This window comes from Psychrobacter okhotskensis (genome assembly GCF_013248965.1).
Taxonomy (GTDB): domain Bacteria; phylum Pseudomonadota; class Gammaproteobacteria; order Pseudomonadales; family Moraxellaceae; genus Psychrobacter; species Psychrobacter okhotskensis.
In genome coordinates this window covers 173,488-189,814 of sequence record NZ_JABRVQ010000001.1, presented here as the reverse complement: position 1 = coordinate 189,814, position 16,327 = coordinate 173,488, and the positions used below count along the sequence as shown (strand labels likewise).

General features: G+C 42.9%; 19 protein-coding genes. 6 read left to right on the top strand and 13 right to left on the bottom strand.

The window, feature by feature from the left end; all coding sequences use genetic code 11:
• Positions 1-22 precede the first annotated feature (22 nt).
• The 4 genes from HQR03_RS00810 to HQR03_RS00795 all read right to left on the bottom strand — a co-directional run bounded on the left by HQR03_RS00810 (position 23) and on the right by HQR03_RS00795 (position 3,393).
• The gene (locus HQR03_RS00810) at positions 23-760 is read right to left on the bottom strand and encodes a LysE family translocator (protein ID WP_173238813.1); all 738 of its coding nucleotides are present in this window, start codon (positions 758-760) and stop codon (positions 23-25) included.
• Between the two features lie 141 nt (positions 761-901).
• The gene (argE, locus tag HQR03_RS00805) at positions 902-2,152 is read right to left on the bottom strand and encodes an acetylornithine deacetylase (RefSeq protein WP_244951945.1); all 1,251 of its coding nucleotides are present in this window, start codon (positions 2,150-2,152) and stop codon (positions 902-904) included.
• Between the two features lie 33 nt (positions 2,153-2,185).
• Positions 2,186-2,668, bottom strand: a complete 483-nt coding sequence (locus HQR03_RS00800) for a nucleoside deaminase (RefSeq protein WP_025652389.1) — start codon at positions 2,666-2,668, stop codon at positions 2,186-2,188.
• Positions 2,669-2,727: 59 nt separating this feature from the next.
• Positions 2,728-3,393: a UPF0149 family protein gene (locus HQR03_RS00795; protein WP_173238812.1), complete on the bottom strand. Its 666-nt coding sequence runs from the start codon at positions 3,391-3,393 to the stop codon at positions 2,728-2,730.
• Between the two features lie 207 nt (positions 3,394-3,600).
• Here HQR03_RS00795 and HQR03_RS00790 point away from each other — a divergent pair, with 207 nt between their 5' ends.
• Positions 3,601-4,041 carry a hypothetical protein gene (locus HQR03_RS00790; protein WP_025652387.1) on the top strand — a complete coding sequence of 147 codons (441 nt, stop codon included), beginning with the start codon at positions 3,601-3,603 and terminating at the stop codon, positions 4,039-4,041.
• A gap of 271 nt (positions 4,042-4,312) precedes the next feature.
• Positions 4,313-4,774 (top strand): cell division protein ZapA, encoded by a 462-nt coding sequence (locus HQR03_RS00785; RefSeq protein ID WP_025652386.1) that lies wholly within the window; start codon positions 4,313-4,315, stop codon positions 4,772-4,774.
• A 96-nt stretch (positions 4,775-4,870) separates the two neighbouring features.
• Here the strand turns inward: HQR03_RS00785 and HQR03_RS00780 are convergent, their stop codons facing one another.
• From HQR03_RS00780 to HQR03_RS00765, 4 genes are all read right to left on the bottom strand, one after another.
• Positions 4,871-5,203, bottom strand: a complete 333-nt coding sequence (locus HQR03_RS00780) for a hypothetical protein (protein WP_336217744.1) — start codon at positions 5,201-5,203, stop codon at positions 4,871-4,873.
• Positions 5,204-5,311: 108 nt separating this feature from the next.
• The gene (glyS, locus tag HQR03_RS00775) at positions 5,312-7,405 is read right to left on the bottom strand and encodes a glycine--tRNA ligase subunit beta (RefSeq protein WP_173238811.1); all 2,094 of its coding nucleotides are present in this window, start codon (positions 7,403-7,405) and stop codon (positions 5,312-5,314) included.
• 9 nt (positions 7,406-7,414) lie between these two features.
• Positions 7,415-8,401 carry a glycine--tRNA ligase subunit alpha gene (gene glyQ / locus HQR03_RS00770; protein ID WP_025652383.1) on the bottom strand — a complete coding sequence of 329 codons (987 nt, stop codon included), beginning with the start codon at positions 8,399-8,401 and terminating at the stop codon, positions 7,415-7,417.
• Positions 8,402-8,940: 539 nt separating this feature from the next.
• Positions 8,941-9,153, bottom strand: coding sequence for a PspC domain-containing protein (locus tag HQR03_RS00765; RefSeq protein ID WP_101212324.1), 213 nt, complete (start codon positions 9,151-9,153; stop codon positions 8,941-8,943).
• A 569-nt stretch (positions 9,154-9,722) separates the two neighbouring features.
• Here HQR03_RS00765 and nadR point away from each other — a divergent pair.
• From nadR to HQR03_RS00750, 3 genes are all read left to right on the top strand, one after another.
• Positions 9,723-10,769, top strand: coding sequence for a multifunctional transcriptional regulator/nicotinamide-nucleotide adenylyltransferase/ribosylnicotinamide kinase NadR (nadR, locus tag HQR03_RS00760; RefSeq protein WP_173238810.1), 1,047 nt, complete (start codon positions 9,723-9,725; stop codon positions 10,767-10,769).
• A gap of 120 nt (positions 10,770-10,889) precedes the next feature.
• On the top strand, positions 10,890-11,630 hold the full coding sequence (gene pnuC, locus HQR03_RS00755; protein WP_173238809.1) for a nicotinamide riboside transporter PnuC: 741 nt from the start codon (positions 10,890-10,892) through the stop codon (positions 11,628-11,630).
• A gap of 157 nt (positions 11,631-11,787) precedes the next feature.
• Entirely contained in the window at positions 11,788-12,228 is a 441-nt protein-coding gene (locus HQR03_RS00750; RefSeq protein ID WP_173238808.1) for an Mpo1 family 2-hydroxy fatty acid dioxygenase, read from the top strand.
• A gap of 158 nt (positions 12,229-12,386) precedes the next feature.
• On the opposite strand, the gene HQR03_RS00745 is transcribed toward HQR03_RS00750, so the two are convergent.
• The 3 genes from HQR03_RS00745 to HQR03_RS00735 all read right to left on the bottom strand — a co-directional run bounded on the left by HQR03_RS00745 (position 12,387) and on the right by HQR03_RS00735 (position 14,150).
• Positions 12,387-12,995 (bottom strand): nitroreductase family protein, encoded by a 609-nt coding sequence (locus HQR03_RS00745; RefSeq protein ID WP_173238807.1) that lies wholly within the window; start codon positions 12,993-12,995, stop codon positions 12,387-12,389.
• A gap of 226 nt (positions 12,996-13,221) precedes the next feature.
• Positions 13,222-13,386: a pirin-like C-terminal cupin domain-containing protein gene (locus HQR03_RS00740; RefSeq protein ID WP_173238806.1), complete on the bottom strand. Its 165-nt coding sequence runs from the start codon at positions 13,384-13,386 to the stop codon at positions 13,222-13,224.
• A 56-nt stretch (positions 13,387-13,442) separates the two neighbouring features.
• On the bottom strand, positions 13,443-14,150 hold the full coding sequence (locus HQR03_RS00735; protein ID WP_101212313.1) for a pirin family protein: 708 nt from the start codon (positions 14,148-14,150) through the stop codon (positions 13,443-13,445).
• 301 nt (positions 14,151-14,451) lie between these two features.
• Here HQR03_RS00735 and HQR03_RS00730 point away from each other — a divergent pair, with 301 nt between their 5' ends.
• Positions 14,452-14,778, top strand: a complete 327-nt coding sequence (locus HQR03_RS00730) for a GNAT family N-acetyltransferase (protein WP_025652375.1) — start codon at positions 14,452-14,454, stop codon at positions 14,776-14,778.
• Between the two features lie 224 nt (positions 14,779-15,002).
• Here the strand turns inward: HQR03_RS00730 and HQR03_RS00725 are convergent, their stop codons facing one another.
• Both HQR03_RS00725 and HQR03_RS00720 read right to left on the bottom strand, forming a co-directional pair.
• Positions 15,003-15,734, bottom strand: a complete 732-nt coding sequence (locus tag HQR03_RS00725; RefSeq protein WP_336217747.1) for a YoaK family protein — start codon at positions 15,732-15,734, stop codon at positions 15,003-15,005.
• A gap of 13 nt (positions 15,735-15,747) precedes the next feature.
• Positions 15,748-16,308 carry an NADPH-dependent FMN reductase gene (locus tag HQR03_RS00720; RefSeq protein WP_173238804.1) on the bottom strand — a complete coding sequence of 187 codons (561 nt, stop codon included), beginning with the start codon at positions 16,306-16,308 and terminating at the stop codon, positions 15,748-15,750.
• Between the last annotated feature and the right edge of the window lie 19 nt (positions 16,309-16,327).

The following is a 16,327-nucleotide window of genomic DNA, read 5'->3' as shown; positions in this document are numbered from 1 at the left end:
TTTAAATAGTTGCCAAAGACTTTTAACCCATAAAACTATTCAACACTTCAGCCAATAACGCCGCGGCAATTAAAATAAATATCACCCCGCAGCCGCGATTTAGCCATGCCAAACGCTCGCCAACATCCAGCCAGCCCGCCAGCTTCTTACCACCAATGGTATAAATAAGTTGCCAAATCGTCTCGCTCAAAAATAGCCCACAAGTCAGCATAATATACTGCGGCCACAGCGGCGCGCTAAAATTAATAAATTTGGGGAAAAAAGCGGCAAAGAATAAAATCGCTTTTGGGTTAGACAGTGATACCCACATGCCAGTTCGAAACAAGGTAGTATTACTTGGCGATACTCTAACTGCTGCACTAGAAAGGGAGCGTGGCTGCGGCGTATTTTTATCATTAACAGACTCAATCGTATCAGGATAGTCAGCCGCCACTTCTTCGCCCATTTCGCGAGCATCATTCATCAAGCTGCCCTCGCCTGCATCACGCCAAGAGCTGATACCCAAGTAGATTAGATATGCTGCGCCTGCTGCTTTAATAACAGTGAGCAGCCAAGGTGATTGGCGACTGATCGCATCCAATCCGAGCAACGTAGAAAGTAGCAGAATGAACAAACCAAGGCTTAACCCTGCCAGCGTCCATAGCGTCCGCTTCACGCCGTAGTTCATACCATATTGAAACGCTAAGAGCATGTTGGGACCAGGGGTCGCCGAGATAAAAAACGTACTTGCAAAAAATACCGTAAACAGATGCCAAGACATCGACCAACCCCTACTCTTTTATTTAGAATAAATTGAATACGCGAAAAAATTAAAAAAATAAACACCGCCATAAAGACGGTGTATTTTATGCTAGCTCGCGACTTACTGATAATAGAAAAAAGCTGTTTCTGATTTAATCCATCAGTTGACTGTGCAGCTGTCTAATAGCTTTCCTAAAAAACCATCACAACGTTCAATTTCGCTTAGCTCGACATATTCATCGGCTTTATGAGCCTGCTCGATACTACCCGGACCGCAGATAATTGTGGGGATGCCGCTATTGGTAAACTGACCACCCTCAGTCGCATAAGCGACTTTATGACGTTTACCATCACCCGTCAGAGCAGCTATTAACGCTTGTAACTCGGCGCTGTCGCTATCGGTCATTGCTGGTACGCTTTCTTCTTGCATCAGCTCAATACCCGTCTCCGGCGCGCGTGCTTTCATTTGTGCGCTGAGCTCTGCAACCTTCGCCTGAATCGGCGCAAGGATATCGTCTTGAGTCATATGCGGCAGATTGCGATAGTCAAAGGTAAACTCACATAGATTGGGGACAATATTGGTCGCCGTGCCACCTTTTATTGTGCCTACAGACAGTGTCGAATAAGGCACATCAAACAGTGCATCATTATCACTACGATGACTGATCTCTTCCGCTAAGGTATCAACATAACCAATCAAACGACTGGCATAGCTGATAGCGTTGACGCCCTGTGCAGTCAATGACGAATGCGCAGACTTGCCATGCACACGGCAACGATAAACCGCGATGCCTTTATGTGCCACCACCATCGTCATCTTGGTCGGCTCGCCAACGATACAATAATCAGGGGTGATACCCCGTGCTTTTAAATCTGCCAATATTAATGGTGCACCCAAACAGCCTACTTCTTCATCAAATGATAAAGCCAAATGTAATGGACGATGTAGCTGACCATTTTTAGATAGCTTGGTAGCTTGTGGCAACAAAGTTAATGCACAGGCGATAAAGCCTTTCATATCACAAGCGCCGCGTCCGTATAGCTTGTCGCCACGTATCGTCGCGGTGAACGGCTCTGACGTCCATTCTTGCCCATCGACTGGCACGACATCAGTATGACCAGATAGCACGAGACCGTGATTGACTTCGTCAGCATTTGCCCCTGCTGGCACAGTAACGAATAAATTGGCTTTATTTTTGGCTTCATTAAAGGTCAAGTCTACTGTTAAGCCCAATTGCTCACAGTAAGCTTGCACATCTTCAATTAATGCTAAGTTTGAATACCGACTGACGGTATCAAAGCCAATTAAGCGCGTTAGCCAATCAATACTTTGGGTGGGATAAGCAGTAGTTGCCAAGGTTTGTCTGTTATTATCAGTGCTATTATTATCGATGCTGTTCTTTATAGTCATAAAACATCCTTATTACGGTATAAAATAAAAGAGCTACCCTCTTTGCAATGAGCGACGCTGTAACGCTTTGACTTCTTCATCCAAGCCTGCAATCGGACCTTCTACTGGTACGTTTGGCGTAATTTCTTGAATACTCAATGAGTTGATGGGCGATGTTGAGGTCACGCCCATCTCCTCCATCCATTTTCCTAACTGCTTTGAGGAGCTAACGTAGACGATACGACCAAGACCTGCCCATGCATGAGCCGCCGAGCACATGGCACAATGCTCACCTGAGGTATAAACCACGGCTTTGGCACGCGCATCCGCTGTCATGTTTTGCGCGGCCCATTGTGCAACAGCAATTTCAGGATGATAAGTCGCGTCGACCGAATTAGCACGGTTACGATCTTCGCGTAATACCTGACCATCACTATCGACCAATACGCTACCAAAAGGTTTATCACCCGCTTCTAGCGCTTCGGCTGCAAGCGCCACACAGCGACGCAAATGCTGCATATCATGGTCAGTTATCATCTCAGACTCCTCTTTATTCTTTTACCGCAACACATCATTTGTATTGCCAATCACATCACTTATGATGGATGATTTTGATTCATAATATCAACGACTGGCGGCATTGGTTTTGGCTTAGTATTAGAAGCCTTACCTTCAGCTTGTAGCTCTTTGGTGGTTTTGGCATCGATAGCCAGTCCCGAAATCAGCGCAATATCTTTGACAGGCTTACGCTTGCGAGTCGCAAAGCTGACTGGCACCATACGCGCAAACTCATAGATATACAGGTAAGACTCTTCCCCACCTTCAAAGTCTTCATCGTCTTCTAATCGAATCGCGCCAATTTTAGCCAAATCCGACAACATTTCATTCTCTTCAGCAGTGAGACCACAATCGGTAATACCAAAGCCTGTCATAAAGCCATTGGCCCACTGTTTCAACGCCATCACGCGCTCGTATAAATCATGTTCATCATCTGGCACTAACGGCGTATAAGAATAAGCATCGTCTTTGTCTTTCAGCTGAAACACGGTGTCCTCCGCTTCTTCAGTCAACAAGGTTAGTGCTTCATCAGGCAATGGCGCAAAACTCAGCTCCTCAAACACCTTGGCCCATACCTTTTCATCAGGTGCATCGCAAGCGGTCATCAGTCCCGTCATTAAGCCGTGTACCTCACTGATAGACACGTCCGTCCAATCGTCAAACGCGGCCAGCCATGTATTCCAGCCAGAGATATTATCATTCATAATAGATGTCCTAGTAATTGATTAGTAGTGTTAAATAGAAACAGATGCCGCGCACTATCATTAATAAAGCGGCGGCTGATAGAAGTTACGAAACAAAGCGGCATACAATTACTTTGTTGATATAGATATTATGCGGTCACCTATGGCATTATTAAACGCAGAGAACAAAATTCATTCACGCTTACTTGTTAAGGATAAAAACTGACTATGTATGATCAACTTAGAATATTAGAAAAAATGATACTCGACATCAAAAAACAGTATCAGCTTGTCAGTGCTGAACTTAGCAGCCTCAAACAACACCCTGTTACCGATCCCAAAGAACTTACCGCACTGCAGAGCAAGCTGGATAGCAGTTATACAGAACGTGACGGTGCCAAAAAACAGCTGAACGATCTCGATAAGCGCTATCAAAATCTGGCAGAGGCCCATCATATGATCGGTGAAGAGCAAGATAAACTGCAAAAGCAAATCAGCCAATTACAACAAGAAAACAGCGAGCTGCTACAGCATAATAATGAATTAAAGCAGCAGTACAGCGATATCAAACAGCAAAACAGCGACTTACAAAAGAAGAATCAGTTGGCCGCTGAACGGACGCAAGTGGTGTTAAAACGCTTAACCCGTATCGATCAAGCAGAAGGTTGATACATAGCAGCACGAGATAGTCAGTGGTGAGTTTGGCTTAAGTCTTTTTGCTTAAATAACTTTATTATCGATAAAAGCCACGTTGACTAAGTGCCTTTATTATCAACTGTCTTAGCTATCAAGTGCTTTAGTTATTAAGTGCTTTAGTTATTAAGTGCTTTAGTTATCAAGTACCTTCATTATTAAAAATACAGCGTTGATTAAGCCACTAGACTCACACTTATAATCTCTTATATTACTCACTTTAATGACACATATTGTAGGATTTATCATGACTGATGACCAGACCAACCCTTTAAACAAGCAAGCGCCAAACAATCCATCACAAAATAACCAACTACCAACCAATGGGCTTAAATCCCAAAGAATCGCGCCAAATACTTCAGCTCCACAGAGCGGCGCTGCTAAACCTGCGCCTAAAACAAACAGCACTCCTGAGCCACAAATCAAAAAAGTAGATATTGCGATTGCTGGGGTGACCTATCCCATCTATTGCCCAGTGCACGAGCAAGAAGAGCTACACTCAGCCGTCTCTTATATCAATAATTATGCGCTCGACCTAAAACGCGATGCGCCAAGCCTAAGCCAAGAGAGCTTGCTAGTACTGTGCTGCTTAAATTTATACGAGAAAATTCATACTTATCAAAGAAGCGATGAAGATCGTATTCAAGGAGATAAACAGTCTGAAGCATTGCTCAATAAAATCATGAAAGATGCACACTCTATCTTGTAAGTTTGTACTGATATTAAATTAGCATTCTAAAAAGACAAGCGCTTAGCTGATGACAGCTAAGCGCTTATTTTTTGACGATAACCAGTAAACACTGCGTTAATCTGCAGAGCTATAAACCTTGCCAGCATGAAAGTCCGCTTGATGCTCGTAGTTGCAAAAGAACAGTTCTTTATTAACTTGCGGATTGCTGTCACTTGAATTACTGTCACTTAAATGACTGGCACTTTCACTATTTGCCACCAAGTTCGGCTTAGTTTCTAAGACGCCGCGATATTCAGCCAAGCTGTTACCACAAAAATCGCAGTGACGCGGTGTGGTCACATCACCATCTTTTGGCATCATGCTTCTAGGCGCACGCGGGTACATAAACTTATAAAAGCCCCACATCACAATCCAGATAATAATTATCATCATAATAGCAGCGAACACAGCATTGCTCCTTAGAGTATGGATTAAGACTTTATAAACTTAACGCTGCAGGCTGAGCGCATAGATACGGAAGATACTGAACGAATAGATACTCAGATTGTCTTCAAACTATAGCTGCAGCTCACTAATATCAGCGACGGTTAGGAACAATGCACGAACTTGCTTAAGCAATGCCAAGCGATTGTTCTTTAGCGCCGCATCTTCACTATTGACCATGACATCAGCAAAGAACTGCGTCAACGGCTCATCTAGACTAACGAGCGTTTGCAATACTTGCGTATAGTCAGCCTGCTCCAGCATTGGCGTGACTGCCGTTTGTGCTTGCAGCACACTCGTGTACAAAGCTTGCTCGGCAGGCTCGGACAATAACGCTTCATCAACATTGTCGGCGACACTTACTTCTGATTTGGCTAAAATATTGGCGACACGTTTGTTTGAATCAGCCAACATCGACGCTTGTGGTAATGCGCTAAACGCTTGTACCGCCCGAATACGCTGATCAAAATCAAGCGGCATATGCGGATTAATCGCTTGCACTGCCTGAATGGTATCGACACTAACGCCTTGCTCGGTATACATCGCCCGATAGCGCGAATTTAGAAACGCCATGACTTGGGTAAAGGTATCGCCCATCTTGGCAATCTTGCTGGCATCGCTCGTGCTATAACCTTTAATCGCCTGCTCAACGAGCGCTACCAAATTAATCGGTAACTGCTTTTCAATCAAAATACGCAAGATACCAATCGCTGAGCGACGTAAGCTAAACGGATCTTTTGAGCCCGTCGGTGCTTGGTCAATGGCAAAAATACCGACGAGCGTATCTAAACGGTCGGCTAGTGCTAAGCAAATACCAATTGGCGTCTGTGGTAATACATCACCACTGAACTTGGGCAGATATTGCTCTTCTAAACTTGCGGCGACTGCTTCTGGCTCATCATTCAAACGCGCATAATAGGTACCGGCGATACCTTGCAATTCGGGATATTCCCCAACCAATGAGCTTGCCAAATCGGCTTTGGACAAAATGCCCGCACGTACCGTTTCATCGATATCAATCTGCTGACCCTGCTGTTGCATCAAGGCGGCGATAAATGCAGCAAGCTTGGCAATGCGCTCAGATTTTTCCCAAATCGTACCCAATTTGTCTTGGAATACACGATTTTTCAGGCTCTCTGTCAACGCAAATAATGGCTGCTTTTGATCTTGTAAGAAGAAAAATTCTGCATCGGCCAAGCGTGGACGCACGACTTTCTCATTACCTTCAATAATTTGATTGGGGTCTTTTGACTCAATATTAGTAATAAAAATAAAGTACGGTTGTAGTTTGCCTGCTTTATCCGTTAAGCAAAAATACTTTTGATCCGCTTGCATGGTCGAGATAAGCGCTTCTTGCGGTACTTGTAAAAAGCGTGCTTCAAAGCTTGCTCGTAAGGCAATCGGAAAATCAACCAAGGCAGTCACTTCATCTAACAAGTCTTGCGGCACAATAGCATCAGAATTGACTTCATCAGCCAAGGCTTTGACTTGGTTTTTGATGAGCATTTGACGCTTATCAAAATCAGCAACTACTTTTAAACCACTTAGTAATTCTTCATAGTCATTGGCATGACCAATATCGTGATAATCAGGACTGTGGAAGCGATGACCACGGGTTTGCGTGCCGGTCTGATGCCCTTGGATGGTCGCATCAATGACAGTGCTATCCTGCATCAATACCGCCCATTGTACGGGACGCACGAATTCATTGCGGCTTGCACCTGAACGCATACGCTTAGCAATGGGTAGATTATCCAGCGCCGTCTGAAAAATGGATGGCAGCAATTCAGTCGTTGCTTGACCCTGAATGGTTTGCTCATAACCGACATAATCACCTTTATCGGTGTTGATTGTTATTAGCTCACTGGCCTCAATACCCAAGCCTTTAGCAAAACCCATCGCCGCACGCGTTGGATTGCCATCAGCATCAAATGCGGCTTTAATCGCTGGACCACGTTTTTGCTCGCTACGATCCGGTTGCTTGTCGCTGATACCCTCAATTTGAAGCGCCAAACGACGCGGTGCGGCAAAGGCTTTAATATTATCGAAGCCAATTTCAGCTTCATTTAACTGCTCGGTGACACTGGCTTGTAGCGCATCACGTAAAGGTTTTAGGCTTTTTGGAGGTAGCTCTTCACACCCCAGTTCAAATAGAATAGTACTCATGGGATGCTCCTATTTATTAGTAGTTTGGTTGTTGTCAGTAGCTTGATTGTTTTCTGCACTTTCAGTTGCAGCGTCTTCTTTGGGCAAATACTTATCGAGCGCCGCTTGACGATGCGCCTCATCGGCTAATGGGAAGCCCAGCTTGGCACGCGCTTCCACATAACCAATGGCAACTTTACGCGCCAATGTACGTACACGCAGAATAAAGCGCTGACGTTCGGTCACCGAAATTGCACCGCGTGCATCCAGTAAATTAAAAGCATGTGATGCTTTTAATACCATTTCATAGGCAGGTAATGGCAACCCTTCAGCAACCAATTTATCTGCTTGCTGCTCATAAAAGTCAAACATCTGACCCATCATTGGCACATCAGCGTGCTCAAAGTTATAGGTAGACTGTTCCACTTCATTTTGATGAAAAACATCGCCATAAGTCACACGACCAAATTCACCATCTGCCCAAACCAAATCGTAAACGCTATCAACGCCTTGCACATACATCGCCAAGCGTTCAAGACCATAAGTGATTTCGCCAGTCACTGGGAAACACTCAATGCCGCCCACTTGCTGGAAGTAGGTAAACTGGGTCACTTCCATACCGTTAAGCCAAATCTCCCAACCAAGTCCCCACGCACCTAGCGTAGGCGACTCCCAGTTGTCTTCGACGAAACGCACATCATGTACCAACGGATCGATACCAATGGCTCTTAGTGAGTCCAAATATAGCTCTTGAATATTAGGTGGATTCGGCTTGAGCACTACTTGAAATTGATAATAATGCTGCAAGCGATTTGGATTGTCACCATAGCGCCCATCCGTAGGACGGCGAGATGGCTGTACATAGGCAGCATTCCAACGCTCAGGACCTAAGGAGCGCAAAAACGTCGCAGTGTGAAAAGTACCCGCACCGACTTCCATATCATAAGGCTGTAATATTACACAGCCCTTGTCGGCCCAATAATTCTGTAGGGTTAGGATTAAATCTTGAAAAGTCATCGGTTGAGAGTTTTTCGCTTCAGTTGTCATAGTTTGAGTTGTCATAGTTTGGGGCATCGTCATAAAGCCACTGTGGAGTTTGTATTATGAAATAAAATATTGATAGTACTCGTATAGCCTATTCGGCAACGACTCTATTCGCCTGCTCACCTTACTAAAAAATGACTATTTTATCCATATTTACATTAACTAAATTTATCAGGCAACTGAAGAAACAACCTAGAAATATTGCATCTAGTCAAAATATACTAAAAACGCGACAGTATTGCTGATATATCGATATTACTTTTCACTCACTATATTTGCTCATCGAGCAATAAAAACATCACTAACGAGGTGATGAAGCCAACCTTAAATGGCAAAAAAATACCCAAATGCGTGAACATTTGGGCAGGAGGAAAAGTATGTCTTTGGTATCCTGATTGGTCAGGCTTTTTGTTTTTAATGGGCTCTAGCTTTGATATTAACCTTTTTGTTCTTAACGCTATTACTGATTACATTTACATTGATAATTTTACGATTGCTTTGTTAAAGACCTATTACTGGTACGACTCGCTAGAGGCTTTTGGCATAATTATCCATAGGATAATGTATATCAAAATACCGGGTACAGCTGCACTCAATGAAGAAACAATGACGAATAACAACCTGACCCAAGTAGGTGACCAGCCGACATATTCTGCAATGCCGCCCATCACACCGGCTATCATGCGATTATTCTGTGAGCGATGTAATTTTGCTAACTTAGCCAAATCAAATACCTCTCTGATATAGTTTATCTTTTACTTATTTTTAGTTTCATATGAGAACTTATTGTTAAAAAAACTTATTTTCTTAAAAACACTTATTCTCAAAAATGCTTAGCGTTCTCAACTTATGAATAATTATAGCAATGTTTAAATTTTTATCTGTTGAGTATGTAGACGTACTTTGTGAGTTTATGCTACTTAAACTTGCCCTAATCTGTCATTAGGCCTCGTAAACCCCTGATTTTAAATAGATATTTCAAAATGTTTCAGAGTGAGGTTTATTTCTATAACCTTACGGCTTTACTACAGCGACTCTAACCTTTTGATATTCCAATCAATTATGACATATTGTAAACATAACCATAAAAGCAGAAAAACATTGAATCATGCAGGATAAATTTGGTAGATTTATGGTATTTTTCTAAGCATAAAACGGCTGTTTACAATAACCTACCTGTAACTATGTTCAAACCTTTATACCATGCTGATAAATTAATAAAGCCGCATCAGACCCATATTAGATAATCAGTAAAATATAACAAAATCAAAATAAGACATATATAAGGACAGCTATGTACGAGACGGGTTTAATGATTGGGCATTTTGAGCCTCTACACTTGGGGCAGATGCGCAGTATATTGGAAGCAGCAGGACAAGCGAAGACCTTGCATATCGTCATCATGACACATCCATCACCGCATCCACACTTTACCATTACCTTACAAGACAAAGCGCGTTGGCTACAAATGGCCTGCGCCGACTTACCATTTATTCATATCCATACGACTGATCAGATCGAGCTGCCATTGCACGAGCATGTCGCTGATGCTCATATTGATGTAGCTGTCAGTAATGCCAAGTTGCAACGTTTGGCAGAGGCATTAGCGCTACCAGAAAAGACGGTATTATTCGTGGCGGACAACCACCCATTGGCAGCAAGCAACCTCCAAGAGCAACTGCAGATGCAAGTAGTCACTACCTCATTACAGCCTGAGTTTGACTCTTTTGCTATCGCTCGTAATCCTGTGGCGTACTGGTCAGCGCTGCATCCACAAGCACGTGGCGACTATACCAAGACCGTTGCCATCGTTGGCGGTGAAAGCTCAGGCAAGACGACATTGGTGCACAAATTAGCCAATTATTATGGGGCCAGCTTTGCGCTTGAGATGGGTAGATTGTATGTCGGCACGGACTTAGGTGGCAGCGAGACTGGGCTACAGTATAGCGATTACGGCCCTATTTCTCTCAATCATGCGCAAGCCATACGAGAAGCAGCGGCTGAGGCCACGGCCCCTGTCACCATCGTCGATACCGACTTTGTGACTACTCAAGCATTTTGTGAAGAGTACGAAGGTCGCCGCCATCCTTTTGTCGCCGCCTGCATCGATGAGTTTCGTTTAGATCATACGATTATGCTAGATAATAATACGCCGTGGGTGGACGATGGCATGCGCTCATTAGGCACGCCTGAGGCGCGTGGACGCTTTGAGCAGCGCCTCGTCGATATTTTTGCCCGTCATGATATTAAGCCGCACATGGTTGAGCAGCCTGATTACGATGCGCGCTACCAGCAAGCATTGCTATATATTGATCAGCATATTTATGGTAAAAAACCATAGAGTAATAAAATATACCAAAAATTCATGAATTTATAATAACATTGCGGCTGTTAGGGCGTGCCCTAGCGTCTTTTATCAGCACCTTGTTGATAGCCATATTTATTTTAGGAAAAAACAGTTATGCGCATTCAGCTATTAGACAATATTACTGGAAAATGGGCGCTACAATGGATCATAACGTGGTTTATTTGCGGCGTTATTGCCTTATCAGCAGGGTTTTGGCTCACTACCGAACATCGCACCCTTGATTGGTTTTATTTGGCGGTTTCATTTATCGGTTTGATCTGTGTGGTATCGCTGTCGTTCCGAAAAAACGTCATGGGCAATGGTTTTGGTATGGGCGCAACCGCTGGCGAAGTCGTAGTACAAGCGACTTCGGGGGCAGTCGGCCTAATGTTAGCACCATTATTTAACTTCTTTACCCATGTATACGGTATCTTTTATTGGTCAAAGCACACTGACCCTGATGGCGACATGATCCCAAAATCTGCTAGCAAAGTGGTTTGGTTGATTACCGCTGCATTTATTGTTATCGGTTTGGTACTCTTCCCCACCGTCAATGATTTGCTGGCGAATTATGGCTATGCCGTGGTAGAGGATGATAACAGTCTATTCTTAGGCTTTATCTCCTTCTTTTGGATTAATGTCATTGCTTTTGTATTGTCTATTACTGCACAAGCCGCAATGATTCTGCGTTATTCTTTTAGCTGGTGGCTATGGATTATCGTGAATTTTGTTTGGCTGATTGTGAACCTCATGTCAGGCAACTATATCTTTGCCATTCAAACCATCATCTACCAAGTCAACTCTTTCGTTGGTCTTTATGAATGGTATCGCAGCGAGCAACGACTATTAGCATAAAATGGATCCGCTTAAACTCGATAACATAAGCGGCTCGACTGCGCGGGTTACCAGATAAAATGGTAGATTGCGCAGATTAGTGCTACAACTGGTAGTCGTCGTTAGATTCATTCATTGAACGACTACCAGTCATCCATTTACTAACACGAAGGTTAGTATGTCTCGCACTCATCAAAAGAAGATGTCTAAACGCACCCTTGAGCAATGGCTCAGTGAGTATGCTGTCAGTCATCAAAACCTAGTGAACAAAAAACTCCATTGGCTCTGTGTCCCCACTATTTTTGTCAGCCTGTTAGGAATGGGCATGTCATTATCAGTTTGGTTTACTCTAGTGCTTAGCGCCTTAGTGCTTCTGTTTTATATGCAACTCTCGACACCGTTATTTTTGGCCATGAGCATGTTTATTCTCATTTGTCTTTCTGTGATGACGTTATTCCCTTTAGGCTTTAAAATTTGGGCAGCTATCTTTATCGTTGCATGGATTGGGCAGTTTATCGGTCATAAAATCGAAGGCAAAAAACCCTCATTTTTTGAAGATTTACAGTTTTTATTAATTGGTCCAGCGTGGGTCGCCAACAGCCTGATGCGACGTAAATAGTCATTCACTGCAAGTATAAGTAGCAGCTCATTAGTAGTTATCAATCATTTGCACGACGATTAATTGATAATCTTCAAACAGAAAAAGCGCCGCTCAACGGATGGTTGGGCGGCGCTTTTTTATTCTTATTTATCTACATTTTAGCTAAATACAATGGCTTAACCAAATACTTTCATACGCGCTTCAACAGGCATAAATTCTTTGTCGCCTGCTGACTGCTCGATACCACCGAATACCATTTGTGCCGTTAGATCCCAATGGTCGTCAATACTCCAAGTGCTAGAAACTTTGTTATCGATTACTGGATTATAATGCTGCAAGTTCGCACCGACATTGATGCTAGCAAGCGCTGTCCAGATAACGTACTGATGCATTGCGCTGGTGTGCTCTGCCCAGATAGGGAATTTGTCAGCGTATAATGGCGCTGCTTCTTGTAAGTTTCTTACCACGGTTTGATCTTCAAAGAACAGAATCGTACCTGCGCCTGCTTTAAAGCCACCGATTTTTTGCTTGGTTGGGGCAAACTTCTCATCGTCACCAACGATATCACGCAATGTCTCTTCGGTCATGTCCCAAAGTTTTTCGTGATCGTCACCGAACAACACAACGATACGCGTTGATTGTGAGTTAAATGATGAGGGCGTATGTAAAATAGCATGCTCAACCAATTTAACCACTTCTTCTTTTTCGACTGGTAATTGATCGTTTAACGCATAGATAGAACGACGCTTTTCAGCAAGTTCATGTAATTTCTGTAAATCTGACATAGTCATTCTCCATGATGTTTATATAAATTGATTGAGACCAATAGGATAAAGGTTAGATGGGTGTGATTACTTACTAACATTGTCGCATTCACATTAACGAGCGCTAGTGAACAATCATACCCCAATCCAATCTGCTTTATTATAAGAAACAACGGATTAAATCCCTATTCCTTTTTTGTAAAAAAAATTAATAGTTGTCAATATTAAATAAGTTTTATTACATAATTCAACCTTTAAAACCTTCTGGTAGTTCTGGTGCCGGTAGACGTTTCATATCAGAATCGACATTACCGAAGCGTTCATGACCATTGTTCCAGTCGATGATCGATTGTTCAATTTCCGCTTTATTGTCGGCAACAAAGTTCCACCACAGTAGTACTTGGTTATTCAATTTAGTTTTTTTTAGCTAGACTCAGGGCGACCTGAAACCACCTAAGTTGCCTAAAATTACATAGGTACTTCCATCAATAGGACTTTAGCGTCATCGATGACGTCCATTGTGAAGTTCTTAGTATCCCAGATACCGAGACCATCACGAGTATTCAAAGTGTTGTCATTTACGACGACTTTACCGCTAATGACAAAGATATAAACGCCATTGTTTGGGTCTTTTAGCTCATAAGTCTGCGTCACGTTTTTATCAAAGTCACCCATGCTGAACCAAGCATTCTGATGAATCCAGACACCCGCATCGTCAGCATTTGGTGATAGCACTTGATTAAACTCATTAGGCTGCATGATTTCATCCATGCGTACTTGCTGATAACGAGGCTCAACATTCATTTTGTTTGGGATAACCCAAATTTGTAAGAATTTTACGTCTTCTTTGTCATCCCCATTCATCTCACTATGAGTAATACCAGTACCGGCCGACATCACTTGGATTTCACCTGTTTCAATAATGCCATTGTTGCCGATGTTGTCACCATGACCAAGCTTGCCAGACAATGGAATACTGATAATTTCCATATCGCGGTGTGAGTGTTTGCCAAAGCCTTGACCACCGATAACGAAGTCATCGTTAATCACACGCAAGGCACCAAAGCCCATACGTTCTGGATTGTGATAGTTAGCGAAGCTAAAGGTGTGACGGCTTTTTAGCCAACCGTGGTTAGCGTCGCCACGAGAATCTGCTGCATGATAGATAGTTTTCATAAGTTATCCTTGGTTATCAATAGGTTTATAAATTTATTATTAGTGAATGTATTTAAACAATGGAGCTATTATAATTGTTGTCTAAGCATAGATAAACCAAGATAATCGCAAATGACTATTCTAATTTAGAGAACAATAAAGCGGTTTAGATAAGGTAAGATAATCATAACAGAGACAGTATTTTTAACTGTTACTATGATTGAGGGCGACTCAGAAACGTTAGGGTCTGTTGAATAGTGATAATCAAAAATATTAATAAAACACTAAAAAAATAAGCGTTACTATACAAAGGAGTTTACGTATGTCAACCAAGCAACCATTGGATTATGAAGTGGTCGATAACACTGAACAACAACGTTTTGAAATTGACGTGGATGGTCATATCGCCTTTGAAGACTATGAGTTTTTTACTACCAGTCAAGGCGAAAAAGGCATTGATTATAAACATACTGAAGTGCCAGAAGCGCTTGGCGGACGTGGTATTGCAGGCTATTTAGTCAAGACTATCCTAGACGATGCCGCGGCTAAGCACCTACGAGTCAAACCAACTTGCCCTTATGTAAAAGCTTATATTGATAAACATCCAGAGTACCAAGACAACTCTGTGTTCCATAACGCAACGCCTTAAGTGTTTACTATGCTGAAATCCATATATAGTTAAAATATCTTAAAAGCGCGACGGTATTGCTGATATATCGATATTGCTTTTCACTGACTATAACTTGAAAACAAAAAACGCCCTATCTGCTAGATAAGGCGTTTTTTGTTTTTACAGTTTCAATACTGCTAGCACGGTATGGACTTCAAAACAATTAGTCAAACAGCGATCGACTGTTAATAGCGTAAAAACACTTAACCGATATGACTTAAAAAGTCTTTATCACGTGCCATAACCGATAAATATAATACGGGTAGCACGAACAAGCCAACGGCCCAAAAGCTCAACTTGAGATATAACAGCGCGCCCACTAGCGCCCCCAGCAAAAAGCTCAATACCAACGCTGAGCTATTCACCAGTTTTTTGGCATTGTCAGGCGTTCGATTACGCAAATAATCCGTCAGATTGATACCAAGCTGTGTGGTGTTGCCGGTCATCAATACCGTCGGACTCATATGTTTGATCACCGTTTTACTGGCTGTATTGCGAATGGCCAAAGCAATCAAGCCTAAACCGCCAGTCATGGCAACCGTGATATCACCAGCATCTGTAAAAGGCTGGAAATATAGACCGGCTACCATAAATGCAGTTAAGAAAAGCGCCTCTGCCAAAAACAAATGGCTCAACATCAACTGTGGTTTATGACTTTTATCGATAAATACCTTGGTTACCATCACCGTCAAAATAAACAACGGTAAAGCTGCAAGCTTGATCCAAAGCCCGTCTTCACCGTTGACCAATCCACTACCAGCCATCACCAAGTTACCTGTGACATGGGCCGTAAAAAAGCCGAACAAGGTGATAAAACCAATCGTATCAATAGCACCGCCAACCAGCGTTAATAAAACAGGCGCTTGATAACGCTGCCAAAAACTTAACGGCGCTGGTTGATTATTGCCGTGCGCGCTATGCTTAGAGGCGCTGATGTCAGGTACTGAATTAGACACCGCTGTTTTCTGCAAATTTGGCCAGCTCACTAGCAAATTTTTGCAAAAACTTCTGCGTGCGCTCACTGCTGACACCCTCTTCATCAAGGCTTTCAGTAGCATGACTCAAGTAAACTTCAGGGCTAATCATCATTTTTGCGGATAGCATCTGCATACTCTTGCGCACATCAAGGCCACTACTTCTACCACCATAAGTACCTGGAGAAGCCGTGACCACAGCGACTTTTTTGTCAGTCCAGACGCTACTACCATACGGACGTGAACCGATATCTATCACATTTTTCAGCGCTGCTGGCATCGTACGGTTGTGCTCGGGTGTCACCATCAACACGGCATCAGCATCAGCATCTTTAATTTGCTGACGCACCCGCTCATAGCTTTCAATCGTTGTGTCATCATAGTCTTGATTATAAAGGGGCAAGTCTGCAATATTGACTTCATTTACCGTGACACTTTCTGGCAACTGCGACACAATATATTCTGCAAACTTGCGGTTAATCGACTCTTCTCGCAAACTACCGATGACTAAGGCAATGGTCGTTGCTGCGCTCATAGCGACTCCTTTTTGTGAT